The sequence below is a fragment of the uncultured Nostoc sp. genome (assembly GCF_964247315.1).
In the GTDB taxonomy this organism is placed as follows: Bacteria; Cyanobacteriota; Cyanobacteriia; order Cyanobacteriales; family Nostocaceae; genus Nostoc.
In genome coordinates this window covers 1-26,477 of the sequence record NZ_CAXTTT010000107.1, presented here as the reverse complement: position 1 = coordinate 26,477, position 26,477 = coordinate 1, and the positions used below count along the sequence as shown (strand labels likewise).

19 protein-coding genes and 2 pseudogenes are annotated in these 26,477 nt (G+C 42.5%); 18 read left to right on the top strand and 3 right to left on the bottom strand.

The genetic code is table 11. The features are described from left to right. Positions 1-422: 422 nt before the first annotated feature. The 3 genes and pseudogenes from ACFE93_RS26290 to ACFE93_RS26280 all read left to right on the top strand — a co-directional run. Positions 423-857: a hypothetical protein gene (locus ACFE93_RS26290; protein WP_375477682.1), complete on the top strand. Its 435-nt coding sequence runs from the start codon at positions 423-425 to the stop codon at positions 855-857. A 64-nt stretch (positions 858-921) separates the two neighbouring features. After that, the gene (locus ACFE93_RS26285; RefSeq protein ID WP_375477680.1) at positions 922-1,044 is read left to right on the top strand and encodes a hypothetical protein; all 123 of its coding nucleotides are present in this window, start codon (positions 922-924) and stop codon (positions 1,042-1,044) included. Between the two features lie 56 nt (positions 1,045-1,100). Next, a pseudogene (locus tag ACFE93_RS26280) lies at positions 1,101-1,931 on the top strand (cysteine peptidase family C39 domain-containing protein); the annotation flags it as partial. On the opposite strand, the gene ACFE93_RS26275 reads toward ACFE93_RS26280, so the two are convergent. Continuing rightward, positions 1,900-2,295, bottom strand: coding sequence for a hypothetical protein (locus ACFE93_RS26275; protein WP_375477684.1), 396 nt, complete (start codon positions 2,293-2,295; stop codon positions 1,900-1,902). The pseudogene ACFE93_RS26280 and the gene ACFE93_RS26275 overlap by 32 nt on opposite strands. Positions 2,296-2,701: 406 nt before the next feature. Here ACFE93_RS26275 and ACFE93_RS26270 point away from each other — a divergent pair, with 406 nt between their 5' ends. The 13 genes and pseudogenes from ACFE93_RS26270 (at position 2,702) to ACFE93_RS26210 (ending at position 20,957) form a co-directional block, all read left to right on the top strand. Continuing rightward, the gene (locus tag ACFE93_RS26270) at positions 2,702-3,136 is read left to right on the top strand and encodes a hypothetical protein (protein WP_375477682.1); all 435 of its coding nucleotides are present in this window, start codon (positions 2,702-2,704) and stop codon (positions 3,134-3,136) included. 64 nt (positions 3,137-3,200) lie between these two features. Next, entirely contained in the window at positions 3,201-3,323 is a 123-nt protein-coding gene (locus ACFE93_RS26265; protein ID WP_375477680.1) for a hypothetical protein, read from the top strand. A gap of 56 nt (positions 3,324-3,379) precedes the next feature. Continuing rightward, a complete protein-coding gene (locus tag ACFE93_RS26260; RefSeq protein ID WP_375477678.1) occupies positions 3,380-5,599 on the top strand; it encodes a peptidase domain-containing ABC transporter in 2,220 nt (739 codons plus the stop codon). A 25-nt stretch (positions 5,600-5,624) separates the two neighbouring features. Continuing rightward, positions 5,625-7,127, top strand: coding sequence for an HlyD family efflux transporter periplasmic adaptor subunit (locus tag ACFE93_RS26255; protein ID WP_375477676.1), 1,503 nt, complete (start codon positions 5,625-5,627; stop codon positions 7,125-7,127). 422 nt (positions 7,128-7,549) lie between these two features. Then, positions 7,550-10,918: a filamentous hemagglutinin N-terminal domain-containing protein gene (locus tag ACFE93_RS26250; RefSeq protein ID WP_375477674.1), complete on the top strand. Its 3,369-nt coding sequence runs from the start codon at positions 7,550-7,552 to the stop codon at positions 10,916-10,918. Positions 10,919-11,014: 96 nt separating this feature from the next. Next, positions 11,015-13,615 carry a CHAT domain-containing protein gene (locus tag ACFE93_RS26245; RefSeq protein WP_375477688.1) on the top strand — a complete coding sequence of 867 codons (2,601 nt, stop codon included), beginning with the start codon at positions 11,015-11,017 and terminating at the stop codon, positions 13,613-13,615. A gap of 224 nt (positions 13,616-13,839) precedes the next feature. Continuing rightward, positions 13,840-14,019 carry a cupin domain-containing protein gene (locus ACFE93_RS26240; protein WP_375477672.1) on the top strand — a complete coding sequence of 60 codons (180 nt, stop codon included), beginning with the start codon at positions 13,840-13,842 and terminating at the stop codon, positions 14,017-14,019. Continuing rightward, entirely contained in the window at positions 13,995-14,180 is a 186-nt protein-coding gene (locus ACFE93_RS26235) for a hypothetical protein (protein WP_375477670.1), read from the top strand. Before ACFE93_RS26240 ends, ACFE93_RS26235 begins: the two co-directional genes overlap by 25 nt. 114 nt (positions 14,181-14,294) lie before the next feature. Further along, a pseudogene (locus tag ACFE93_RS26230) lies at positions 14,295-14,540 on the top strand (transposase family protein); the annotation flags it as partial. 692 nt (positions 14,541-15,232) lie between these two features. Further along, positions 15,233-15,856, top strand: coding sequence for a hypothetical protein (locus ACFE93_RS26225; protein ID WP_375477668.1), 624 nt, complete (start codon positions 15,233-15,235; stop codon positions 15,854-15,856). A gap of 195 nt (positions 15,857-16,051) precedes the next feature. Beyond that, the gene (locus ACFE93_RS26220; RefSeq protein ID WP_375477686.1) at positions 16,052-18,136 is read left to right on the top strand and encodes a filamentous hemagglutinin N-terminal domain-containing protein; all 2,085 of its coding nucleotides are present in this window, start codon (positions 16,052-16,054) and stop codon (positions 18,134-18,136) included. Next, on the top strand, positions 18,126-19,937 hold the full coding sequence (locus tag ACFE93_RS26215; protein WP_375477666.1) for a CHAT domain-containing protein: 1,812 nt from the start codon (positions 18,126-18,128) through the stop codon (positions 19,935-19,937). Before ACFE93_RS26220 ends, ACFE93_RS26215 begins: the two co-directional genes overlap by 11 nt. 108 nt (positions 19,938-20,045) lie before the next feature. Then, positions 20,046-20,957 carry a CHAT domain-containing protein gene (locus ACFE93_RS26210; protein WP_375477664.1) on the top strand — a complete coding sequence of 304 codons (912 nt, stop codon included), beginning with the start codon at positions 20,046-20,048 and terminating at the stop codon, positions 20,955-20,957. A gap of 62 nt (positions 20,958-21,019) precedes the next feature. Here the strand turns inward: ACFE93_RS26210 and ACFE93_RS26205 are convergent, their stop codons facing one another. Further along, complete coding sequence (locus ACFE93_RS26205; protein WP_375477662.1) at positions 21,020-21,871, bottom strand: DUF928 domain-containing protein; 852 nt, start codon at positions 21,869-21,871, stop codon at positions 21,020-21,022. Beyond that, on the bottom strand, positions 21,868-23,928 hold the full coding sequence (locus tag ACFE93_RS26200) for a CHASE2 domain-containing protein (protein WP_375477660.1): 2,061 nt from the start codon (positions 23,926-23,928) through the stop codon (positions 21,868-21,870). The genes ACFE93_RS26205 and ACFE93_RS26200 overlap by 4 nt, the downstream gene beginning before the upstream one ends. Positions 23,929-24,148: 220 nt before the next feature. Here ACFE93_RS26200 and ACFE93_RS26195 point away from each other — a divergent pair, with 220 nt between their 5' ends. Next, entirely contained in the window at positions 24,149-25,333 is a 1,185-nt protein-coding gene (locus tag ACFE93_RS26195) for a calcium-binding protein (protein WP_375477658.1), read from the top strand. A gap of 314 nt (positions 25,334-25,647) precedes the next feature. Next, positions 25,648-26,477: Rieske 2Fe-2S domain-containing protein (locus ACFE93_RS26190; protein WP_375477656.1), on the top strand; the 830-nt coding region annotated here is incomplete at its 3' end.

Here is a 26,477-nt window from a genome sequence, read left to right as displayed (position 1 = left end):
CTACATCAAATTGCACAAAGGTAGAAAAGATTTCAACAATGGCCTGTCGGGGTTGTATGGAATACTTGCCGCTGTTTGAACCATAGCTGATTTCAATTATACAGCCATAGGGACAAAAGCTAATTCCTTACTGGGTAAGGATTTTACAGATTTTTCAAAAAAGTTTCTATTCTCAGTGCATAAAAACTAAAAGTTGTCGTAAAGAGTGATATGCAGAGAAGTTCATTTAGTAAGTACTACAAAAAAGGGCGTTGCTGAATCAAAGGATGATTCTTGTAGGGTGGGCGTCTCGCCCGCCCGAAATACAAGGGACGGGCAAGATGCCCATCCCACAAAACTAGCAAAATCATCCTGCAAATATGCAACGTGTTAAAACTTACCTAATTCTCTTTGCATAACCTAATTAAACAAGGAGAAAAACCATGTTAAATATCGACAGCATCACTTCTAGTTCTAACTCTTCTGTTGTTAGTCAAGAACAACTGTTCACCGAATTAACTCCCGAACAAGGAGCAATGATTGAGGGAGGAGAGTTTACAGTTTTAATTAGAGATGCCGGTCCAGCTAAGGCCGGCATACCTCCCCAAAAAGGTTTCGCTACGGTTGCGGCCCTGACAGCCAACCCGACAGTTCTTCAAATAACAAATAGCACTAAGTACAATTTGTTCTATGACCTAGCCTATGATGCTCCTAACGCTGGCAGTAATCTTTCCATTGCCCCAGGGCAAGTTTCAAATTTTCTAGGTCTAAATGCAATTGCTACAGCAAGTTGGGATCTCGATCTACTGGCGCCAGGGGTACAAAATAGGACTCAGGATCTAGCACCAGGAAGGAGATATGAATTTTACGAAGTCTAACTGAACTGGTTGTCTGACATCCTAAAGAGTCCCTACTCAGTTAGACCTAATAGTAAAGAGTGGGGTGGATATCTTTGAGCGATCGCGATCGGTGCGTCTTGAGGGACTGCCAAGCGATCGCTCTTACCAACTACTTTTGACTATACCCCAAGCAGTCAAAGGTCTGAATGAAAAAACTAAACACTAAATACAATCGGGTCACAAGACTCGATTGTATTTTATCGCCAATCATCACACCAGAAGATGAAATACCAAATAGTCCTCCAACACAGTGAAGAAGACTGCGGTGCTGCAAGTATTGCAACCATTGCCAAACACTACGGACGCACATTTACCCTCAACCGCGTCCGAGAAGCCGTAGGTACTGGTTCTAGGGGAACATCCTTGCTGGGATTGAAGCGGGGTGCAGAAGTACTAGGATTCAACGCCCGCCAAGTTAAAGCCAGTCCCCAACTAATCGACCAATTAGATCAAGCTCCCTTACCAGCCGTTATCCACTGGAAAGGCTACCACTGGGTAGTATTATACGGACAAAAAGCCAAAAAATACGTCATCGCCGACCCTGGTGTTGGTATTCGTCATCTTACTCGTCAAGAGTTAATGGCGGGTTGGGGTAATGGCGTCATGTTACTGCTGACTCCAGACGACAGTCGTTTTTATCAACAAGAATCAGATAAAATCGGTGGTCTGGGAAGATATCTGCAACGGGTTTGGCCCTATCGTTCTATTCTCGCCCAAGCGATCGCTATTAACATCGCCATTGGACTGCTTTCTTTGGCATCTCCCTTCATGATGCAACTCCTCACCGATGATGTCTTAGTACGAGGTGATACCCAATTACTAACCACCGTTGCCATTGGCGTTATCGCCATGAACTTAATTAGAAGCGCCATTAGTTTAGTCCAATCTCACCTCATCGGTCACTTTGGTCAAAGATTGCAATTAGGATTAATTCTAGAATACGGACGCAAACTCTTACATTTACCCCTTTCCTACTTTGAAGGACGACGCAGTGGGGAAGTTGTCAGCCGCATTGCCGATGTTAACTGTCTGCTTCCCGACGTAAGCGCAGTACATCCTTGATAATCGATTCAAAAGCTAATTGTGCGTAGGCTTTTAAATGCCAACTGTATTGGGGATTAAAAGTTTTGAGTATTTTGTTAATGTGAGCGATCGCCATCTGAAAACAATCTGCTACAGACGACTGCGTGGGAAAGTTGAGGGTGATTTTTCTGGCAGTCCAATAGCACACCTCTTGTAAATAAGCAGAAATATGTGCCTGTGCCACAGCACTAGATTCAGTCTGCCAAACTCTATACCAGTAAAGTGCCCAAAAGGTATCTGATTTCTCAGTTGACGACTCCAGGCAAACTTTCATACTGCGTCGCAGTTTGGCATCTGTTGCCCAACCACTAAATTGGTCTACATCAAATTGCACAAAGGTAGAAAAGATTTCAACAATGGCCTGTCGGGGTTGTATGGAATACTTGCCGCTGTTTGAACCATAGCTGATTTCAATTATACAGCCATAGGGACAAAAGCTAATTCCTTACTGGGTAAGGATTTTACAGATTTTTCAAAAAAGTTTCTATTCTCAGTGCATAAAAACTAAAAGTTGTCGTAAAGAGTGATATGCAGAGAAGTTCATTTAGTAAGTACTACAAAAAAGGGCGTTGCTGAATCAAAGGATGATTCTTGTAGGGTGGGCGTCTCGCCCGCCCGAAATACAAGGGACGGGCAAGATGCCCATCCCACAAAACTAGCAAAATCATCCTGCAAATATGCAACGTGTTAAAACTTACCTAATTCTCTTTGCATAACCTAATTAAACAAGGAGAAAAACCATGTTAAATATCGACAGCATCACTTCTAGTTCTAACTCTTCTGTTGTTAGTCAAGAACAACTGTTCACCGAATTAACTCCCGAACAAGGAGCAATGATTGAGGGAGGAGAGTTTACAGTTTTAATTAGAGATGCCGGTCCAGCTAAGGCCGGCATACCTCCCCAAAAAGGTTTCGCTACGGTTGCGGCCCTGACAGCCAACCCGACAGTTCTTCAAATAACAAATAGCACTAAGTACAATTTGTTCTATGACCTAGCCTATGATGCTCCTAACGCTGGCAGTAATCTTTCCATTGCCCCAGGGCAAGTTTCAAATTTTCTAGGTCTAAATGCAATTGCTACAGCAAGTTGGGATCTCGATCTACTGGCGCCAGGGGTACAAAATAGGACTCAGGATCTAGCACCAGGAAGGAGATATGAATTTTACGAAGTCTAACTGAACTGGTTGTCTGACATCCTAAAGAGTCCCTACTCAGTTAGACCTAATAGTAAAGAGTGGGGTGGATATCTTTGAGCGATCGCGATCGGTGCGTCTTGAGGGACTGCCAAGCGATCGCTCTTACCAACTACTTTTGACTATACCCCAAGCAGTCAAAGGTCTGAATGAAAAAACTAAACACTAAATACAATCGGGTCACAAGACTCGATTGTATTTTATCGCCAATCATCACACCAGAAGATGAAATACCAAATAGTCCTCCAACACAGTGAAGAAGACTGCGGTGCTGCAAGTATTGCAACCATTGCCAAACACTACGGACGCACATTTACCCTCAACCGCGTCCGAGAAGCCGTAGGTACTGGTTCTAGGGGAACATCCTTGCTGGGATTGAAGCGGGGTGCAGAAGTACTAGGATTCAACGCCCGCCAAGTTAAAGCCAGTCCCCAACTAATCGACCAATTAGATCAAGCTCCCTTACCAGCCGTTATCCACTGGAAAGGCTACCACTGGGTAGTATTATACGGACAAAAAGCCAAAAAATACGTCATCGCCGACCCTGGTGTTGGTATTCGTCATCTTACTCGTCAAGAGTTAATGGCGGGTTGGGGTAATGGCGTCATGTTACTGCTGACTCCAGACGACAGTCGTTTTTATCAACAAGAATCAGATAAAATCGGTGGTCTGGGAAGATATCTGCAACGGGTTTGGCCCTATCGTTCTATTCTCGCCCAAGCGATCGCTATTAACATCGCCATTGGACTGCTTTCTTTGGCATCTCCCTTCATGATGCAACTCCTCACCGATGATGTCTTAGTACGAGGTGATACCCAATTACTAACCACCGTTGCCATTGGCGTTATCGCCATGAACTTAATTAGAAGCGCCATTAGTTTAGTCCAATCTCACCTCATCGGTCACTTTGGTCAAAGATTGCAATTAGGATTAATTCTAGAATACGGACGCAAACTCTTACATTTACCCCTTTCCTACTTTGAAGGACGACGCAGTGGGGAAGTTGTCAGCCGCATTGCCGATGTCAAAGCCATCAATAACTTAGTTTCCCAAATTGTCCTGGGATTACCCAGTCAATTCTTTATTGCGGTAATTTCCTTGGGTTTGATGCTCTTTTACAGTTGGGAACTAACTCTAGCTTCCATAGTTGCATTTATGGTTGTCACGGGTGTTAACCTGCTTTTCTTACCCGCGATGCGTCAGAAAACCCGAAATTTAATTGTTTCAGGTACAGAAAACCAAGGCTTTTTGGTAGAAACATTTCGCGGCATCCAAGTATTAAAAACTACCCAAGCCACTCCCCAAGCTTGGTCAGAATATCAAGGGAATTATGGTCGCCTTGCCAACTTGGGCTGGAGTATGATGAAATTGGGACTGTATAGCAGTACGGTTACTGGCATTCTTTCCACCTTCATTAGTATTGGCATCCTTTGGATGGGTAGCTATTTAGTCATTAATCACACCTTAACAATCGGTCAATTAATGGCATATAACGGCATGAGTGGCAACTTTCTTGGCTTCTTAGGTGCTGCCATCGGCTTAATAGATGAGTTTATCACAGCCCAGATAGTCCTTCAACGCATGACAGAAGTGATTGACGCTACTCCAGAATCCAAAAATGATTTTAAAAAGCCTTGGGCACAAATTCCTGGTCATGCAGATATTACTTGCACTGAACTTAACTTTCATCACGCAGGTAGAGTTGACCTCCTACAAGATTTTTCCTTAACTATTCCTGGCGGTAAAGTCATTGCTTTAATTGGCAAATCTGGCTGTGGTAAAAGTACCCTGGCAAAATTGCTGACTGGCTTATATAAAGTCGAGTCTGGCAATATTCGTTATGGTTTTTATAATCAGCAAGACCTATCCTTAGAATGTCTCCGTCAACAAGTGGTATTAGTTCCTCAAGAACCCCACTTTTGGAGTCGTTCGATTATTGATAACTTTCAGTTTAGCTATCCCCATCTTAGTTTTGAAGAAATTGTCAGAGCTTGTCAAATTGCAGGTGCAGATGAATTTATTAGCAAACTACCTGATAAATATCAAACTGTTTTAGGAGAGTTTGGGGCAAATCTTTCCGGTGGACAACGCCAAAGATTAGCCATAGCCAGAGCCATAGTTACTCAGCCACCAATTTTAATTTTAGATGAATCTACGGGGGCACTCGACCCAGTAAGCGAAAGACAAGTACTAGATAGACTTTTATCCTATCGTCACAATCAAACGACTATTTTAATTAGTCACCGTCCCAAGGTGATACAGAGGGCAGATTTAGTTGTTTTTTTAGAACAAGGACGCTTAAAAATTCAAGGTACACCAGAAGAATTGCGCTCTTTACCTGGCGAACATTTAGATTTCTTAGATGATATTTTCTCCCCTCATAATGGGTTGGCGCTAATATCTTCCCCGGCTCATCATAATGGTAAGACTGCCACCATTAATTAAGATAATTCGTAATTGGTATGACATCATGGTTAGCAACACAAATTTTCTCCCCCCAATTCAAACAAACGAATTTCTCCCACCAATTACTCGTTGGACAACATGGGGCGGAATGTTTATTCTCTGCGTTCTCGGATTAGCTGTGCCACTTGCTGCTATTAGTAAGTATAAGGTTACAGTCCAAGCACAGGCGGTTGTGCGTCCGGCAGGTGAATTGCGAATTGTGCAAGCGGCGACTGAAGGTCAGGTGATGCACATTTATGTCAAAGAAAATCAACTTATCAAAAAAGGAGATGCGATCGCAACTATCGATGACTCCCGTCTGCAAACCAAAAAGAGCCAATTGCAAACTAGTATTCAACAATCTAAGTTACAACTAGTGCAAATCAATGCCCAGATTAGTTCCCTTAATAGCCAGATTCGAGCTGAAACTGACCGCATCAACCGGATTATTACTGGCGCCCAAGCCGAATTGAGCGGCCGCCGTCGGGAATATCAAGATAAAAATCTTACCACTGTTTCCGAACTTCAAGAAGCTGATGCCAACGTCAAAATAGCCGAGAAAGAATTGCTGGCTGGGGAAGCACAGTTAAAAACAACACAAGCAAATCTCCATGCTACTGAAGCTGCTTTGGGTGTAGCCCAGTCAAAACAGAAGCGATATGAGAGTGTAGCCAACCAAGGGGCGCTATCCCAGGATCAATTTGAAGAAGCACAATTAGCTGCCAAACAACAAGAGCAAGCGGTAAAAGCGCAAGCAGCAGCAGTGGAGGCGCAAAAACAGACAATTGAACGGTTACAACAAGCAGTATCTGCTGCCATTGCCAGAAAACAACGCGCTCAAGTTGCCGTAAATCCAAGTAATACACAAGTAACTGTTGCTACTGAGCGAATCGCTCAAGAAAAAGCCGGAGGGGAAAGCAACAAAGCAACAATAGAAAAGGAACGCCAAGCATTAGTTAACCAACGGATTGAAATTGAAAAGCAGTTAGAGCATGATACCACCGAACTCAAACAAGCCAAAATAGATTTAGCTCAAACTGCGATCGCAGCTACCGCCGATGGTATCATTTCCCAACTCAATCTGCGAAACCCAGGTCAAACTGTACGTGCTGGCGAGGAAGTATTGCAAATTGTCCCCACTGATGCACCTCAAGTTTTGAAGGCTGCGGTGGCATCTGATGAGCAAAGTAAGTTAAAAATTGGTCAAAAAGTCCAAATGCGGGTCAGCGCTTGTTCTTACCCAGATTATGGTACTCTGAATGGTCAAGTGCAGACAATTTCTCCAGATGCGATCGCTCCTCAAAAGAATGGCACAAATACATCGATGAATGGCACTACTAGCCCAAAAGCTACTGCGACTGGTGGTTTTTATGAAGTGACTATTGAACCGGAAACTCTGGTTTTAGGTAAAGGGAAAAACCAGTGTCATATTCAATTGGGCATGGACGGTAGGGTTGATATTATTTCCCGTGAAGAAACTGTGCTGCAATTCTTTCTCCGTAAGGCGAGGTTGATTAGTGATTTTTAACTTTTTATTTTGGTATATCTTGCCTAATTTTAAGTTTTAAATCACCACAAATACAGTCAACAGTCGAAGAGCTGAGTACAGATTGACCGTCGAACTAAAATTTCCGGCGCACAATAGATCATGAGGAAAATCAGGTTTGAACTTTCGGCCAAACCATCAAAACAACAAAAGAAAGCGCAAAGGAAATCTGGGTTTGTTCCGGTTGCAGCGAGGTGGCTCATTGAGCGGTCAAATTCTTGGATGGAGAGATGCAAAATTCTCGTCAAGAACTTTGAGAGAACTTTAGCTAATGCAACAATCATCGGTTAATCTTTGTTTTATTCGGCTGATGGTTAAAAGACTTGCATCCTCTTCTTAGATGTCAAATGGGTTCTATGTGTTTAACTACACTTTGGTACTGATAATACTTGTGGAGACTTGCAATGTCTGGTAATTGGGATTTTGCTCATTGGTATGCAGTGCTAGGTATTGCAATGAGTGTCAGCGCTTTGTCTGGAAATTGTGCGATCGCTCAAATTAGCTCAGATGGCAGTTTACCAACTAACTCTAACGTTACACAGAATAATAACACCCTTAATATCACTGGAGGAACACAAGCCGGAAGCAACTTGTTCCACAGCTTTAAGGAGTTTTCTGTCCCTACTGATTTCACAGCTTCCTTCAATAATGCTACAAACATTCAAAACATAATTAGCCGGGTAACGGGTGGATTAGTTTCTAAAATTGATGGATTAATTCGCGTTAACGGCAATGCCAATCTATTTCTAATTAATCCTAATGGAATTGTATTTGGTGCAAATGCTCAATTAAATATTGGTGGTTCTTTTGTAGCAAGTACAGCGAATGCACTGCAATTTGGAAATATCGGATTTTTTAGTGCTACTGATCAAAATATCCCTTCACTGTTGTTGACTATTAGCCCTTCAGCATTACTGTTTAATCAGATTAATCAAAACGCAGCGATTCAAAATAACTCAGTTGCACCTGCCCGAACAGATCCAGCAGGCTTAGACGCATTAGGTTTACGAGTACCAGATGGTAAGAGCTTACTGCTAGTAGGTGGTAATGTGACTATGAATGGGGGAGGATTAAATGCTTTTGGTGGACGAGTGGAATTGGCAGGAATTGCAGGTGAGGGGACAGTCGGACTGAATGTGGATGGTAATAATTTGAGTTTGATTGTTCCTGATGGTGTAGCTAAAGCAGATATCTCACTCAGTAATCAAGCCTTGGTTAGTACCAGTGGCGAAGGTGGCGGCGCTATTCAGGTGTGGGGTAAAGGAATTACAGTCAATGGAGGTTCCAAGATTGAAGCCAGCACTTTAGGAGCATTACCTGGAAAAGGATTGAATGTAAATGCTTCCGAATCAGTGCAAGTCGTTGGAGAATCACCTACTGGAATTCGTAGTGGTTTATTTGCTGAAACTTTTGGGACAGGAGACGCAGGAAACCTGACAATTAACACCAGGCAGTTACAAATCTTAGCAGGAGGAAAGATTTCATCTGGTACATACAATGCAGGAGCGGCGGGAGATTTAACAGTAAATGCCTCAGAATCTGTACAAGTGGCAGGTCTAACAGTTAGTGGTCAGTTTGGCAGCGACTTGTTTACTCAAAGTAGTCCTGGCGCTACAGGAGAAGGAGGAAAGCTAACAATTAATACATCTAGGTTGCTCGTCGAAGATGGAGGGCAAGTCTCAGTTTCTACTTCCGGTGAAGGTGTGGCAGGGAATTTGACCGTGAATGCCCCAGAATCAGTGCAAATAATCGGCATTCCAGATAATCCCAATTTAGGCTACACTGGTATATTTGCTGCATCTAATGGAGTCGGAGACGCCGGAGATATCACGATTAACACTAAACAGTTACTCATCCAAAATGGAGCCGGAATCATAACTGATAACGAAGATAAAGGGGTTGGAGGGAGTATAACAGTAAATGCCGAATCAGTGCAGCTAGTCGGTACTGCTATTCTTCCACAGTTTCCTAATAGATGGTATCCTAGCAAAATAAGTTCTAACGCCTATGGCACAGGGTCGGCAGGAAAGATTACGATTAATACCAATCAGTTGTTAATCCAAGATGGAGCAGCGATTTCAGCTCGAACTAACGGTAGTGGGGCTGGAGGAAGTTTGACAGTAAATGCCTCTCAATCAGTTAAACTGATAGGGCCTGCTACTAATAGTAATAGTTTATTTCCCTTTCCCAGCAGCTTGTTGACTCAAACATCAAGTACAGGAACAGCAGGAGATTTGGCAATTAATACTAATCAATTGATTGTCCGAGATGGACAACTATCTGCCAGTACTTTTGGACAAGGGAATGCTGGCAATATAAACATTGAAACTGTCACTATGAATATCATTGATAGTCAAGTGGGAAGCAGTGTTTATCGTAAAGGGTTTGCAGGAAATTTGACTATTCATGCTGCCGACTCAGTGGAAATCAGTGGAAAAATCAAATTGTTTACATCTAATATTGAAAATCCTGCTGGCTTATTTGCTCAAGTAAACACTCAAGGTGAGGGTCGTGGTGGCAACTTGACCATTGAGACAAAACGCTTGAGTGTCAGTCATGGAGGCAAAGTGCAAGTCGCTACTTTTGGTCAAGGCGACGCTGGTAATCTCACAATTCGTGCTTCTGAAATAGAGGTATTTGATACACCTGTTGATAACCTCTTTGCTACAGGGATCAATGCAGGTATTGAACTAGACGCAGACGAAACAGTTATTCCACCCAGAGGCAACGGTGGCGATTTAACAATTGAAACTGATCGCTTGAGTGTAAGAGGTGGTGCAATAGTATCGGTTGGAACTGCTGGCGAGGGCAATGCAGGTAGATTACGAATTCATGCGTCGAAATCTGTGGAAGTCGTTGGCAAATCACCAAATGGTAACTTTAACAGCCAAATCAGCGCTGCGGTTACGCCAGAAGGTACTGGTAATGGGGGAAGTTTAAAGGTTGAAACTGAGCAGATGAGTGTCCGGGATAGAGGTGAAGTCACTGTCAGTAGTACAGGTGCAGGGACGGCAGGCAACCTTGACATCCAAGCTCGTTCTCTGAGCCTGGATAATCAAGGAGCGATCGCTGCCATAACCAGATCGGGGAATGGTGGTAATATTACCCTGAAGTTGCAAGACTTGTTATTACTACGCAATCATAGTCAAATTTCTACCACTGCCGGCAGTAGTAAATTCGGTGGCGATGGCGGGAACATCACTATTAATAGCCCTTTCATTGTTGCCGTTCCCAAAGAAAATAGCGATATCAGCGCTAACGCCTTTACAGGGATTGGTGGTAAAGTTGACATTACAACAAACGGTATTTTCGGTATTCTCCCGCAAAAAAGCCTAACCGAAAATAGTGACATTACAGCGAGCTCCCAATTGGGAGTGAGTGGGGAAGTAACTATCAACAGTCCAGATACTGACCCCAGTCGCGGCTTAACTCAACTACCCTCCAACCTCGTGGATGCATCCCAACAAATTGCCCAAGGTTGCACTCCCAGAAGAGGACAAAATGCCAGTCGCTTTATCGCTATTGGACGCGGTGGATTACCCCAAAGTCCTAATGAACCGTTGCAGGGACGAGCAGTGATTACTGGTTGGGTAGATTTGCCCGCACAAGCAACAGCCATCACGGATAAATCATCTACTGCATCTATGACCAAATCTAGCGATCGGATTGTGGAGGCTCAAGGATGGATTGTTGATGGTAACGGTGATATTATGCTTGTGGCTCAATCTGGGCAAAGTTCTTCTATTCCGTCTGCCATTTCCTGTAATCAATAATTCGTTACCCCAAGAGTCTGGGGAGGAATTCCCGTGAAACCCAAGAGTTGTAAAAACAATCAGTGGCAACGAATATGTAACGGATCTAACAGATGGTTGATTCGTCTTTTTAAAACCTATGAGTTACCTGTTTTCATTCTCTTGGTTCTGGTGACAGCTTTTTTGTGCGTTATTGCTTTTCCGGTTGCTGCAACTATAAAAACACAACATATCGCTTCTCTTGGAGTGTCAATCCAAAATCCGACTGCGCAAACACAAGACTTGTTGCAACAGGGGAAAGTGCTATATGAGGCAGGACAGTTTGCAGAAGCGGTTAAAGTTTTGCAACAAGCAGTTAAAAGTTATGGCAGCCAAGGCAATGAATTGCGGCAAGCTGTGGCATTAAGTAATTTGGCGTTGGCATATCAAAAACTGGGTAATTTGACACAAGCGCAACAGGCAATTACAGATAGCTTGAAGTTGGTCGAAAAATCCTCTCCTGCCGAAAATCTTCAGGTTTTGGCTCCAATCCTGGATATTCAAGGTAGTATTCAGCTAGACTTGGGACAAGCTGAACAGGCACTTAATACCTGGCAACGTGCGGAAGCCAGCTATAAGCAATTAGGCGATCGCAATGGCATTACCCGCGATCGCATCAATCAAGCACAAGCATGGCAAGTTTTGGGATTTTACCGTCGGGGTTTGACAATCTTGACTCAATTGCAGCCTGAGTTACAATCAAAACCTAATTCAGTCAGTAAAGCAGTAGAATTACGGTCTTTTGGGAACGCTCTGCAATTAGCAGGAGATTTGAATCAATCCCGTCAGGTATTACAGCAAAGTTTGTCAATTGCCCAAGAATTGGATTCTCCCCAGGATGTGAGCGCGGCTTTATTCAGTTTAGGCAACACGGCACAAGTACAGCAAGATTTTAAGGGTGCAATACAGTTTTATCAGCAAGCTGCTGCGATCGCTCCTAACCCGATTAGCAAAGTTCAGGCTCAAGTTAATCAGTTGAACTTACTAGTCAACACAAGACAAACAGCCGCCGTGCAGACACTATTGCTGCAAATCCAAACTCAACTGGCACAACTACCTGCTTCTGTGACAACTATTTATGCGCAGATTAATCTAGCTCAAAGCTTGATGAAATTTGGGACTACACCCCAAGCGATCGCTCAAATCTGCGCAAGAGCCATGCAACAAGCTGAAGATTTGGCAGATAAACGAGCCGAAAGCTTTGCCATTGGCACTCTGGGCAGTGTATACGAACAAACTAAACAATGGTCAATTGCCCAGAACCTCACCCAACAGGCACTAAACATAGCCCAAACAATCAATGCCCCAGATATCGCTTATCGTTGGCATTGGCAGTTAGGACGCTTGTTAAAACAGCAGGAAAAGATTGAGGGCGCTATTGCCACCTATGATACTGCGATCGCTGAGTTGCAGACTCTCCGTAGTGACTTAGTAGTTGTGAATCGAGATGTCCAGTTTTCCTTTAAAGAAAGTGTAGAACCGGTATATCGAGAGTCCGTAGAATTATTGTTGCAGTTTCAGCAAACTCATCCGAGCGAACCAATCCTAGACAAAGCTAGACAGAGGATTGAAGCACTGCAACTAGCGGAATTAGATGACTTTTTCAGGGAAGCTTGCATTAATGCCAAAACTGTTTTGCTTGACACAATAGTAGATAAAGATAATCCTACAGCCGCGATCGTTTATCCAATTATTCTGCCCGATCAGCTCCAAGTAATTGTCAAAATTCCTAAACAACCACTGCGTAATTATACAATAAAAAAGTCACAGAATGAGGTAGAAGGTACTATAAAACAACTTAGAGAGTATCTATTAGAACCAGATCGGACTGAGGAAGTGCAGGCGCTATCACAGGAAGTCTATGGGTGGTTAATCAAAGAAATTGAGTCAGATTTAAAAGATAGTGGAGTCAAAACCCTTGTATTTGTACTGGATGGAATATTGCGAAATGTGCCAATGGCTATATTGTATGACGGTCAGCAATATCTAGTAGAAAAATACGCTGTAGCACTCAGCTTAGGACTTCAGTTACTCGCATTCAAACCCTTGACACAAACAAAATTCAATGTACTAGCTGCCGGGTTAGTGCAACCACCACAAGGCTTTCAACAGCAATTTCCACCGCTACCAGAAATTAAATCAGAATTTGACTCTATTTCCCAAGCGATCGCTTCTACCACCCAGTTATTAGATCGAGACTTCAATAGCAAAAACCTAGAGAATAAGGTAAATACTGTACCATTTAATGTGTTACATCTGGCAACCCACGGTCAATTTAGCTCCAGTGTTGAGAATACTTTTATACTTGCAGATGATGGGCCGATCAACGTCACGCAATTTGATAGCCTGCTGCGCCGTCGGGATCAAAGTCGCTCAGAAGCTTTGGAAATGCTAGTGTTAAGTGCTTGCCAAACTGCTACTGGTGACAATCGCGCCACGCTAGGGCTAGCAGGAGCATCTGTGAAAGCTGGCGCCCGTAGTACCTTGGCTTCACTATGGTATATCAGTGATAAATCTACTGCGATCTTAATTGGTGAATTTTATCGTGAGTTAGTTAAAAATGAGGTGACAAAGGCTGAAGCCTTGCGTCGTGCCCAAGTCAAGTTGTTAAAAGATTATCCCAATTACAGTCGTCCTGGTTACTGGGCACCTTATGTTTTAGTTGGTAACTGGCTTTGACAAACTCTATCCACTTATTGAAGTTTCTAGAGATTACCCTTCTGGAGAGTGATAGAAGCTGTTCATGAGCGATCGCTGCCTAATTGCAACGCGGCTCAAAAGTTGAATTAAAATATCGGCATCAAAATTTTAATTCAACATAGTCAATTAAAAAATTGGTACTACTGGCTAGACCAAAACTGCACCCAAGCAGAAACAGAAATGTTTCTTAACATCCATTGGGAATGCGCTCGCTTTCCTCGGACGCTTTTGTTACTACGGGGAAAGAATCTTTTGTTTACCATTCCCACCATTGTGAGGAAGAATGGATTTATATTTTATCGGGACAAGCGATCGCAAAAATCGACGGAGAAGAATTTGAGGTTTTCCCAGAGACTTTATGGCATTCCCAACTCCTTCAGTAGCCCACCATCTCAGGAATACAGGAGACGAAAACTTAGTTTACTTAAGGGGAGAAAATCTGGATGTGGAATTTGCAGATTTTCCCCATCGGGGAAAACGCATGGTTCGACGTGGCGATTCTGTGGAAATCTTTGATCGAAAGGACGCTAAAGCATTTGGTTAGGCAGTTAGTCTCAAACCCCGCATTTAGCGATCTGGCAACCCAAGAATGCGCTTGTGAGGCTGGAGAAAGGGCAAGGGATTAAAAACTTTTCCCCCTTATATCATGTACACAAGCGTGAAACTCAAGCCGAAAATCACGATTGCTGACCACTTTGCACAGATGGAAGATGCACGCATAGATCGCACTAAGCGTCACAAGTTAATTGACATTATCAGCATTGCCGTGTGTGCAGTAATATGTGGGGCGGATAGTTGGGTGGCAATAGAGATGTATGGCTGTGCGAAGTATGAGTGGTTAAAAACATTTTTAGAACTACCAAATGGCATTCCGTCACATGATACATTTGCACGAGTATTTGCATAAAATTTACCCGCAACAGTTCCAGGAACAGGGCGGCCGCATCATGTCAATAAGCCAAGTATATTCTCAATAACCTCAAAGATAATGTCATTAACGCTTGCTTATTGCCAAATTTTTAGGCATCGCTTGATCTGTTTCTCCCTCAGAAGTCATCAGAAGAATGTTTGCACGGGTGATGGTTCTTGCCTTGTTTACCTTTTTTAATTAGCGTTTGCAGATGAGAAATTTCATCTTCATTTAAGTCTACAATGTACTTTTTTACCATGCTACTACCTGATTTTTCAGTAGCTTATCAAAAACAGGGGCTACCCAGCAAAGTTGCCTTGGCAGACTACTAGGCAGAGGAAAATAAGAAATATTCAGATTTTTTTATAGTATCTGGAATAACACCTTGCATTCGATTCATTAATGCAATTAGTGTTAGAAATCCAATAGCTGAAGAAGTCAGAACTCAGGAGCAAAGCCGGAGACGCTCCGCGAACGCTAACGCAAAAGTTTTCGGTCTACTGAGTTTGAGAGATGTGGTATACTTCAGGTAACTTGATGCTAGCATTGTTAATGCTAGAGGTTAAGGTTAAGAAATTTGTAGTCAGAAGAGTGCCTTATTTTATACCTTAAACTGAATTTAGCTTACCTTAGATGCTAATCAAGATAAATAGTGAAATCACTCAATTTATCAAGGAATAAAGAACGTGGAAGTTATCGGCACCTCTGGCAACGATATTCTAATAGGCGGTTCGGGTGAAGACTATTTAGTGGGAGAACGTGGTAATGACACTCTTACTGGTAGTAGTAGTGGAGATACCTTTGTCCTGAATTACTCAGGTGGAGGTACTGATACAATTACAGACTTCACGGTTAGCGAGGATGTTCTTCAAATTACTACCCTTGAGCATACCTCAAATTCTGCTATGATATCTATCTCTAACATAACTGCCTCTGAATTGAAATCAGCTGCTCGTGCTGTATCCAGCAATTATTTAAAACTTACCCCTGCTCCTGCTCTATCCAGCAAAGCCAGCCAAGATTTAAAACTTACCCCTGCTCCTGCTTTATCCAGTAAAGCCAGCCAAGATTTAAAACTTACCCCTGCTCCTGCTCTATCCAGTAAAGCCAGCCAAGATTTAAAACTTACCCCTAGTATTGGCAAAAATTACAATATAGAAAACTACTACATCTCAGCTTACGGAACTGCTAATGATTCCGATTTTTTGTCATATGACACAAGCACTGGTTATTTATCTTTCAACCAGTCGCCAATAGCTTGGTTAGGCCCAGGTCTGAACTGGAGTCAAGTTACTGTAGTGCTTCTTTGACAGAGTTAGTAATTCAAAACCTAACCTCGCTAGCAAAGTTTCTTACAAACACTGAGGTAGGGAAAAAGTTCGCACAACTATTACTAAAGTCGTGTTCTATCTTCCAATCAAGAAACTTTTCAGGGTTAGGAGACAAGTTTAGTGAGTTTAAGAAGTTGCTTGAGTTGCAATTACCATTTAGGGTTATCGGGCTTGGTGATTTTAGTAGGTACGATTGGCATAGAAAGAGGCGATCGCACATACGCTCAGGTCACTGCCGATCCCTCTTTGGGAACTGAAGTGGAGCCAATCAACGGCGGAATTTACCAAATTACAGGAGGTACAGCCGTTGGGGATACAAATCTCTTCCATAGTTTCAGCAACTTTAGTGTTAAAAGTCCAGAGACAGTAGATTTTCTGAGCGCCCCTAGCATCAGCAATATTTTGGTGCGAGTTACAGGAGCAAACCCTTCCGATATCCAGGGAACACTTAAAGCTCAAGCTAATCTCTTTTTAATAAATCCCAAGGGCATCATATTTGGAAAAAATGCCAGATTAAATCTTGGCGGTTCATTTATCGGAACAACAGCCAGTGCGATCCAGTTTTCAGGTGGTGGAGAATTCTCCATGACTTCACCCGTCAATCCGCTTAACCCCTTGCTTAGTGTGAATCCTTCCGCATTTCTATTTAATCAAATTGCATCTGACCCTATTAGCTCGATTCAAGTTAATAAAACGCCAATTATTCCACTATCTGTTCCTGAGAGTCGGAGTTTAGTACTACTGGGAGGCGATGTGAATTTAGAAGGAGCGGTACTGCAAGCTCAAAATGGTCGAATCGAATTAGGAGGATTAGCAGGAACAGGAACGGTACGATTGAACATTGATAACAACAATTTCCACTTAATTTTTCCTGATAATGTAGCGCGAGCAAATGTATCTCTTACCAAGAAAACTGGAGTAACTGTTACTGGTAAAGGCGGTGGTGCTATCCAAATACAAGGCAAACGCGTTACACTCGCCGATAATTCAAAAATTACGGTTAATACGCTAGGCTCAAAATTGGGAGCAACATTAGTGGTGAACGCATCGGAGTCAGTAAAACTTCTGGAAGGAAGCCGTCTGGTAAGTGATACACAAGGATCTGGAAATGCAGGAGAATTGAAGATTGAAACTGGGCAGTTGATTGTTCAGGATGGGGCGCAGGTTTCAGCTTCCACTTTTAGTCAAGGAGATGGAGGAAAGTTATCCGTAACCGCAACAGACTCTATCAAACTCATTGGAACCTCATCACCACAAGGTAATAATCCTAGTGGCTTGTTTACTGTAACAGAAGGCATTGGAAATGCCGGAGAATTGACGATTAAAACTGGGCAGCTGATTGTTCAGGATGGAGCAAGAATTTCAGCTTCCACTTCTAGAGAGTCTACTGGAAAGGGGGGAAGCATCATAGTTAAGGCTGAAGAATTAAAGGTCTTAAATGGCGCTGACATAACTGTGAGCAGTCTAGGCAAAAAACAAGCAGGTGATTTGGAAATAACCGCTCGTTCTATCAACTTGGATAACTACGGCAAGCTCATTGGTCAAGCTAACTCTGGTGATGGTGGCAATATAAAGTTGAACTTGCAAAACTTATTGTTACTGCGTCGCAACAGCGAAATTTCTACCAACGCGGGCATCAAAGGGGGAGCTGGAAACGGCGGTAACATCACAATTAATGCACAGACGGGCTTGATTGTAGCTGTACCAAGAGAGAATAGTGATATCACTGCTGATGCATCTCAAGGAAAAGGTGGAAGAGTTGACATAGGTGCTTCCGGCATCTATGGTATTCAATCCCGGCAAGATAGGACAGATTTGAGTGACATCACTGCTTCTGGCGGAAACCCTGAGCTTAATGGAACTGTGGAAATCAACACACCTGATATCGACCTCAACAGTGGTTTAATAAATTTACCAACAATATCACCAGCTCCCCAAATCGCTCAAGCCTGCAACAGTCCCAATTATGCTCAAAGCAAGTTTGTAGTCATTGGACGAGGTGGTTTGCCACCCAACCCCAACGCTCCCCTGAACACTGATGCAGTTTGGATAGATTTAGATACGCCTATTTCAGGTGAAGATAACCGCCCTAGTACTATCCCTTCTCCAAATCCGCTAAAAGTTAGTCTACCTACTCAAATTGTGGAAGCTACTGGATGGGTAACTAATGATAAGGGTGAGGTAGTCCTAACAGCTTCTACATTAACTACTACACCCCATAGCCCAGCCTTGATATTAGCCAAGTGTCATGTCCCGTAAACCTCGTAAACGTTGCTTTCATATTTATATACTTAGAAAACATCGCAGTTTTTTTCGTAGTATTCGTTGGTTTTTGAAAACCTCATACCTGGGAGCAAGTTTGCTGTTAATTTTATGGGGACAATTTTTCAACTTGTTGGTAATCGGGACTATGCAAACTCCAGTTTTTGCAAAACTTCCAGAAAACGCTCCCATTGTGCAAAGTCTGCCAAACCCTTCACAACTAGCGCAACAAGGTAAAAGCTTATATCAACAAGAAAAGTTTGCTGATGCAGCTAAGGTTTGGCAACAAACAGCCCAAGTTTATCAATCTCTTGGGGATAAGCCTAACGAAGCCGAAGTGCTGAGCTTGATGTCGTTGGCTTACCAACAACTTGGACAATGGCAACAAGCTAGTGTAGCGATCGCACAGAGCTTAGAAATCCTTCAAAATAACCAACTGCAAACCAAAGAATCCAAACTCATTCTCGCACAAGCCTTAAACACTCAAGGAAATCTGCAATTAGCACTAGGGCAAACAGACCAAGCACTGACTACTTGGGAGCAAGCTAGTGCCACTTATAAACAAGCAGGTAATAATACTGGAGTTATTGGTACCCTGATTAACCAAGCTCAAGCGTTGCAACACTTAGGTTTTTACCATAGAGCCAACGAAACACTAACTGAACTTGAAAAAACTCTCGAAAATCAACCAGATTCTCTACTCAAAGCCACGGCTGTGCGTAGCCTTGGCAATGCTTTGCGAGTGGTTGGTGATTTGGACAAATCCCGCCGTATCCTGCAAGAGAGTTTAACCCTCGCTCAAAAGCTAAAATCTCCCCAGGAAATTGCTGCATCATGGGTGAGTTTAGGCACAACAGCCCAAGCTCAGCAGGACTTTGCAAGTGCATTGAAGTTTTATCAACAGGCACAAGCTGCATCCACCTCATTAATAACTGGAATTCAAGCACAACTCAATCAGCTGGACTTATTGGTAGAAACTAAATCGTGGTCAGATGCTCAAGTATTGTGGACTCAAATTCAGCCTGAAATTATTAACCTACCAGCGAGTCGAGCAGCAATTTATGCTCAAATTAATTTTGCTCAAAATTTAATGCGGCTAAGACAGTCCGACACCTTCAACGCTCCTTCGCAGACACAAATAGGTCAATTGTTAGCCACTGCTGTTCAACAAGCTAGAAATATAAAAGATACTCGTGCTTTAGCTTATGCTTTAGGATATCTGGGTGGACTGTATGAGCAAACCCAGCAATACAGCGAGGCTCAAGACCTCACCCAACAAGCCCTAAATCTAGCCGAAACTATTGAGGCATCAGATATTGCCTATCGTTGGCAATGGCAGTTAGGAAGACTTTACAAAGCTCAGGGAAATATTACAAAAGCGATCGCTAATTACAGCCAAGCTGTAAACATTCTTAAGTCTTTGAGTAGCGATTTGGTTGCTATGCATCCAGACGTGCAGTTTTCTTTCAAGGAAAGTGTAGAACCCGTCTATCGCGAGTTTATCGAGTTGAGCTTGCAACAAACTGGCAACCAACAATTTACTCAAGAAAACCTCAAGCAAGCCCGTAAAACAATCGAGTCTCTACAGTTGGCAGAACTAGACAATTTTTTTGGATCAGCCTGCTTGGATCCCAAGGTAGAGATAGATCGATTGGTTGACCAGGATAAATCAGCAGCAACTATCTATGCAATTATTTTGGCTGGGCGATTAGAAATTATTATTAAGTTGCCCGATCGAAAAGAACTCCGCCACTATACGACAGTCATAGACCAAAATACAGTTGAAAACACAATATAGCGATTCCCAATTGCATGGAATACAGACCTAACAAGAACAGGCCCTTTCCTTCTAACGTTGGGGAGTAAGATTCAAAGCCTCTCTCCTTTTAGGAGAGAGGTCAAAACTGTGTACTGCACCCAAGCGAGAACCGCTATAGCAGACTTGGGAGAATATCTGCGGGATATCACCCGAACTTCTCAAGTGAAAAAGCAGTCCCAACAGTTATATGACTGGTTGATCCGACCAGCCGAAGCAGGGTTAGTCAAAAGTGGCATAAAAACCTTAGTATTTGTACTAGATGGCTCTTTACGGAATATTCCGATGGCAGTTCTCTACGACAAGAAACAGCAGAAATATCTGGTAGAGAAATATGCGATCGCTCTCACTCCTGGTCTGCAACTGACCGATCCGAAACCTTTCCAACAGGTACAGTTAAACGTCTTAACTGGCGGAGTCAGCGAGAAACGCCAAATAGGAGATATAGAGTTTCCCCCTCTCAAAAATGTAGCACTTGAATTGAAAGTTATTCAATCACAGGTGTCTAAAACTAAACAACTTTTTAATCAAACATTTACCGAAACTAACCTTCAAAATCAAATAAAAAAGGTTCCTTTTTCTGTTGTACACCTAGCGACCCACGGTAAGTTTAGTTCCAACCCTGAAGAAACTTTTATTCTGGCTTGGGATCGATTGCTGAAGGTCAAAGATTTTGTTAATTTATTTCGGCAAAGCGGCTCTAGTCAGTCTAATGCCATTGAATTACTCGTCCTCAGCGCTTGTCAAACAGCAACCGGAGATAAACGAGCGGCTTTAGGATTAGCAGGGGTGGCGGTACGGGCAGGGGCACGCAGTATTCTGGCAACCTTATGGTCAGTAGACGATGAGTTTAGCAGCAAATTCATGAGTTATTTCTACCGAGAGCTAAAAACTGGGGTAACTAAAGCCCAAGCAGTCCAGCACGCTCAAATAGCTGTTCTCAATAATGAAAAACGTCCCTATTTCTGGGCACCTTATGTGTTAGTGGGTAATTGGTTATAAGCCACCAAATTGCTTTCATGCGATCGGGGAGATTTTCATCTAAATCTACTGAATTATTACAATCACTCTTCAGCTTTATAGTAATGAACAATGGGTTCTTCGGCAATGTCTTGCAAGCCCACAGATTTTAATAAGTTAGCCCAATCCTTTTGTAGGATATCATTTTGTAAATTGGTACTCCGAAGGCTAGCTAAATTTGTTATGGCATCGTACCAAATATTATTAGCAATATAAGCTATATATTCTCTTGATTTTACTGCTTTTAACTGGCTCTCAAGTTCATGAGTCAACGCGACCCGTTGCACTAAACCATCAATATAAAAGTACCCAGATGTTTTTCGTAAGTCACTACAATAAACTTTCAAATACCAGTGATAATTTTTATTTACATCTAAAGAAAATTTTTGTTGTTGCGGAAGGCTAATGCTGATAAATCCAGGCTTTTCAGGTAGGGTTAGCCGAATACGGTAAATATCATCTTCTATTTCATTGAGCAACACAAATTCAGCAGAGTGTAAATTTGGGGGCAGATTGGGAATGTAAAACCAAAAGGTTGGATATTCACTAACTGTTAATGCTAGGAAAGATTTTGAGGAGATAGTTTGGGTTTGGAGTAACGTTCCTTTTTGGACTGAACTAAAAGTTTCTTCACCAGGTACTATAGCAGTGACAGGCATACTGAGGACAGAACAAGCATCTCTGCTTGTCCCTCCTTTGCGGCGACCAGTAGGTATACCGTTATCTGGAAAGTTAGGTCGCGTAGAGCTAATGGGTGTATCAAAAAAAGGCTTGTTAGCTGAATCAGTAAGCTGCGCCCATACCGTTGGAGAATAAGTTGGAAAGCTAAGAAGTACTAAGGAGACAATATAAGCAAGTTTTAGCCTTTGGAAAAGTAATAATTTTTTGCCGTTCATAATTCGTAATCCAGATTTCTTTTGCTAAGTTGAAAATCAAAATGCTGTTCTATCCCATACACAATTACTATTTGGGTAGCCACTAGCGCTAAAGCCGCAGGAACAAGTGGCACCCACCCTGCTTGTATAAAAATATCTAAGCAAATTACATATAATGACAATAGCGCTGTAGCTCCAGCTACTCCCAAGTACAGTGGCTGCCGAATCCGCAATGCCAGAGTTCCTCCTATTAGTGACCATCCCCATATCCAGAGTGCTTCCACCGACCTTGGCCACCACCAAAGTAGAGGTCTACGATCTAGAACAGCACTGATAATTTGACTGATGGCGTGTGCTTGTACAAACACACCCGGTATCTGCTTTTGATTGAGTGGTGCTTTAGCACTGTAAGGAGTTTTCCAATAATCAGTAGTGCTGGGAGCAGTAACACCAATCAGAACAATACGATCCTTCAAGAACTCCTGTAATTGAGGGTTTATCCGCTCGTTCAGGACATCTTTGAGAGACACTTGTTGAGCAATATTTTGTAAAGACGGGAGAGAGCGATAATTGAGCAATAGTTGGTAGCCTTTTGCATCCACTCCTTGGTAGCCACTAGTGTAAGTTTTTAATTGCTTAAACAAGACATTCCCGATTTGTAACTGCCCCTTTGGGGTAATATCTGCTTTGATACCTTTTCCCTCTAAGTAGTTAAGTGCGATTTGGAGGCTGAAAGAATATTTTGCACCACAGGGAGATGTTACAGGAGGAGTCAAGTGCAAAAGCTGACGGCGGGCAATTTCATGATTATCTGCGACAAAATCGCTAAAACTTAAACGTTCTTCTGGGACTTCAGGAGGTGGAGGAGTGGCTTCTGGGGCACCATCAAGAGGTGCAGGAACTTTACATACAGCAAAAAGGCGGTTATCTTGTTTGAGACGAGTCCCTAAATCTGCAAAGTCTGGCTCTACAGGGAAATCGCGGTAAATATCTAAACCAATAGTTCTTGGTTGAAACCGATCCAGTTTTTTCAACAGTTGAGCTAACGCTTGATCTGATAGAGACCATCGCATGTTCATTTTCATTCCATTTTGATACTGAATATCGGCTTCATCAACAGTAACTATCAAGAAACGCGAATCTGATTTTTCCTCTGGCCGCATCCCCATTAGCTGGTCAAAAGCTTTTAGTTCTGATAACTCCAATAAGCCAAATGTTCTCAATCCTATTACTAAAATCGTGATTATTAAACTTGACAAAAGCATTTTTTGAACTTTAAACCATCGAGACTGAAATTGGGTTATGTAGTTATTTCGTTGGGGTTTATTATTTAAGGTTTCTGGTTTTTTGAAAAAGTCTTTCCAAGTTGGCGGTACTGCTGCTGGATTTTGGCAGACTACAGGTAACCACATTGCACAGGGATATCTATCTGCAATACCATGTAATTTTTCTCTTGATTCTCGTACTGCTAAGTGTAGAGACTCACCACTGGCAAATTTGTCCAAAAAATTCTTTAAAAATTCCTGCGCTACCAAGTCATGCACTGGTTCGCGCATCACAATAATTTGGGGGATATGCAAATCTTCTAATTGATGGGCTAATCCTAAGCCATCACAAGAATTGAAAATAGCTAATTGCAATCCTCTACTTACGGCTTTCTTCAAGGCATACTTTAGCTCATCAATTGTTAAACAATCAGTTTCATTAATATAAATTTTACCACTCTTCCCATCTTGTTGACTAAAACTATGACCTGCAAAAAATAAAATGTCCCAGTCTTGTTCCCAAAGTCGGTTGTTAATCTGATTGCGTTGTGGCTCTACGAGAAAAGTTATTTCTGCATTTGGTAATTTCTCTAGTAGCTCTCTATCTTTATCAATAAAAATTCCCTGGCTGTTACCCAAAATAGCGAGAATTTTTACCTGAGATTTAGCGATGAGTGTTTTTGTTTTTGGCAGATATTCATACTCTAGTCCGCTTAAGGCAACTTCTGCTTTTGAGTAGTCTTCAAAGAAATTCCATAGCTGCCAAGGAAGACGACGCAACCAAATATCATCTGTTTTGATTAATATTCGCATCGTGTCATCAGCTCAGTCTTATTAATAACAACACTGAGATAAATGGTTTTACTACAACAAAGTCAGCTTATGGCTTAGTTTATTGACTCTATTTTCAACAATCTAGATAACCTGATGCTCGTATATTCAGTTTTGAAAGTTAGTATTGGGCACCTCCTAAATTATCTATATCTACCATTAGTCTTTCACATCATTTCTTTGAGTTAAAAGGAAAAAATATATGGCTCTACCCTCAATACCAGTTAAAAAAGATGTAGTATCGGCTTTAAATGCTAATTTTGTGACAAAAGACATCTCTGCCACTTTACTGACAGATGTGCGAGACAATCTGGTTACATCTGACAGCATTTCAAGTCAGACAGTTCGACAATTGGAGACTGCTATTCTAGAGATCGGGCCGCGTCCTGAATCGGGTAGAATTGTTGGTACACCTGAAGACGATTTTCTTGGAGGCACGTCTGGGAACGATCAAATTTTTGGCTTGGCTGGTAACGATATTATCGTAGGTTTATCTGGCGACGACCAAATCTTTGGTGACAATGGATCTGACCTGATTATTGCTGGATATGGGAGCGACAATATTGAGGCTGGCAGCGGCGACGACCAAGTGTTTGGTGATGCTGGGAATGACATTATTAACGGCGGTGATGGCGTTGACGTAATCAACGGGGGTGACGACAATGATCGCATTATCGGCGGTAATGGAGGAGATCGAATCTTTGGTGACGCTGGGAATGACTTTATTAATGGTAATGCTGGAGCTGACAACATCAATGGTGGGGATGGCGCAGACTTAATTTATAGTGATGCCGGGAACGATCGCGTTTTTGGGGGTTCTGGGAATGATGACATCTCTGGTGGCAGCGATAACGACTCACTCAACGGCGATCTTGGGGATGATGTTGTCGAAGGCGACACTGGCAAGGATACACTTTTTGGTGGGACTGGCATCGGAGATGACACTCTCAGTGGTGGAGATGATACAGATTTATTAATTGGTGGAGCTGGCAACGATTCGTTATCAGGTGATAATGGAAGCGATCGCTTGATTGGTGTTGAACCGTATGCCCCAGGATTTGGCTTTGGTAGTGGCGAACTTGATACCTTAACTGGTGGTGCAGGCAGCGATACCTTTGTTTTAGGGGCAGGAACTGAAATTTTTTATCGTGGTGGTAGAAATACTGACTTTGCACTCATCACTGACTTTAATATCAACCAGGATCTCATAGAACTAACACTATCAAGTAAGGTTAGCCTAACTGAGTTTCAGACTCCTCTTCTTACCTTGGGTGCCTCCCCTGTTGATCTCCCACCAGGAACAGCAATATCTTTTGACAACGACCTGATTGCAGTTGTTCAAGGAGTTACGATTTCAGATTTTAACAGTGGCTTTGTTTTTGTTTAAGCCCCTGAAAATCTACTTTTTACATAATAATTAAGGCGTTTTTGACTGAGTTGAAGAAAGCCAGTTAATCAAAGGGGTGTACGGGGTAGGGTGTCGGGCAAGATGTTCGCTATACCTACGTCTAACACCCCATACCCGCACCAAAGGGGCTTAGTCAAAAATGCCTTTTACCAAAACACTAAATCAACTGCTTTTAATTCTCTACATGAGATTGCATTTATTGATTTAAAAGTAGAAGGAAAAGTATGTTAAAAAACTTTTGGTATGCTTGTGAACAAAGCTCGGCTATTACAAGCAAACCCAAGCTTGTAAAGATGTTGAACCAACAATTTGTTCTGTACCGCAACTCTCAAGGACAAGCGATCGCTCTGTTTGATGTGTGTCCTCACCGCGGCGCATCCCTATCTAATGGCTGGGTAGAGGACGATTGTATTTGCTGTCCCTATCATGGTTGGAAATATCAAGCAGATGGTGCTTGTATTGAGATTCCTGCCAATCAGCCTGGTGTACCTATTCCTAAGAAAGCACGCTTAAATACCTATCCAGTTAAAGAAAAATATGGCTTTGTCTGGCTATTCTGGGGAGATATCCCTGAGAAAGAATGTCCTTCAATTCCATCACTTCCTGAATTTGATGCCCCTGGTTGGCGAGCTGTTTACGGGGAATTGCAATGGAACACTCACTACACTCGCGTATTAGAAAACGCGATCGACATCTCTCATGTCCCCTTTATTCATCTTAATTCCATTGGAAGTGGCATCGCAGATCAACCAAGAATTGAAGAATTCGATGTCTGTGTGGAAAAGTGGAGTGCGAGTGCTACTGTCTCGGCCAGCCAGTCTCACAAAACTAGAGGCTTCTGGAAAACAATTCTCAACCAACAAGGCTCGCGTCCCCTGAAGGTAACACTCTCTTTTTATATGCCCAACATTAGTCGGCTTGAATTTGATTGTCCCATTGGTAATTTTAAGATAATCCTCTTTATTGTTCACGTACCGATTGACGCTAACACAACGTTGAGCAAGTGGATCGTTCTTCGCAACTTTATTACCGTACCCTTTGCTGATAGCGATGCGCGAAGGCGAGCTTTGAACCCGAATTTCTCACAAACTCAGAAAAAAGCGGAGGTTAAAACTGGTAAAAT

Bases quoted from the DNA above. Each gene is read 5' to 3' on its own strand.
- ACFE93_RS26195 (WP_375477658.1), top strand. From the start codon at position 24,149: ATGGCTCTACCCTCAATACCAGTTAAAAAAGATGTAGTATCGGCTTTA.
- ACFE93_RS26240 (WP_375477672.1), top strand. From the start codon at position 13,840: ATGCGCTCGCTTTCCTCGGACGCTTTTGTTACTACGGGGAAAGAATCT.
- ACFE93_RS26270 (WP_375477682.1), top strand. From the start codon at position 2,702: ATGTTAAATATCGACAGCATCACTTCTAGTTCTAACTCTTCTGTTGTT.
- ACFE93_RS26235 (WP_375477670.1), top strand. From the start codon at position 13,995: ATGGCATTCCCAACTCCTTCAGTAGCCCACCATCTCAGGAATACAGGA.
- ACFE93_RS26290 (WP_375477682.1), top strand. From the start codon at position 423: ATGTTAAATATCGACAGCATCACTTCTAGTTCTAACTCTTCTGTTGTT.
- ACFE93_RS26200 (WP_375477660.1), bottom strand. From the start codon at position 23,928: ATGCGAATATTAATCAAAACAGATGATATTTGGTTGCGTCGTCTTCCT.
- ACFE93_RS26205 (WP_375477662.1), bottom strand. From the start codon at position 21,871: ATGAACGGCAAAAAATTATTACTTTTCCAAAGGCTAAAACTTGCTTAT.
- ACFE93_RS26255 (WP_375477676.1), top strand. From the start codon at position 5,625: ATGGTTAGCAACACAAATTTTCTCCCCCCAATTCAAACAAACGAATTT.
- ACFE93_RS26260 (WP_375477678.1), top strand. From the start codon at position 3,380: ATGAAATACCAAATAGTCCTCCAACACAGTGAAGAAGACTGCGGTGCT.
- ACFE93_RS26215 (WP_375477666.1), top strand. From the start codon at position 18,126: ATGTCCCGTAAACCTCGTAAACGTTGCTTTCATATTTATATACTTAGA.
- ACFE93_RS26250 (WP_375477674.1), top strand. From the start codon at position 7,550: ATGTCTGGTAATTGGGATTTTGCTCATTGGTATGCAGTGCTAGGTATT.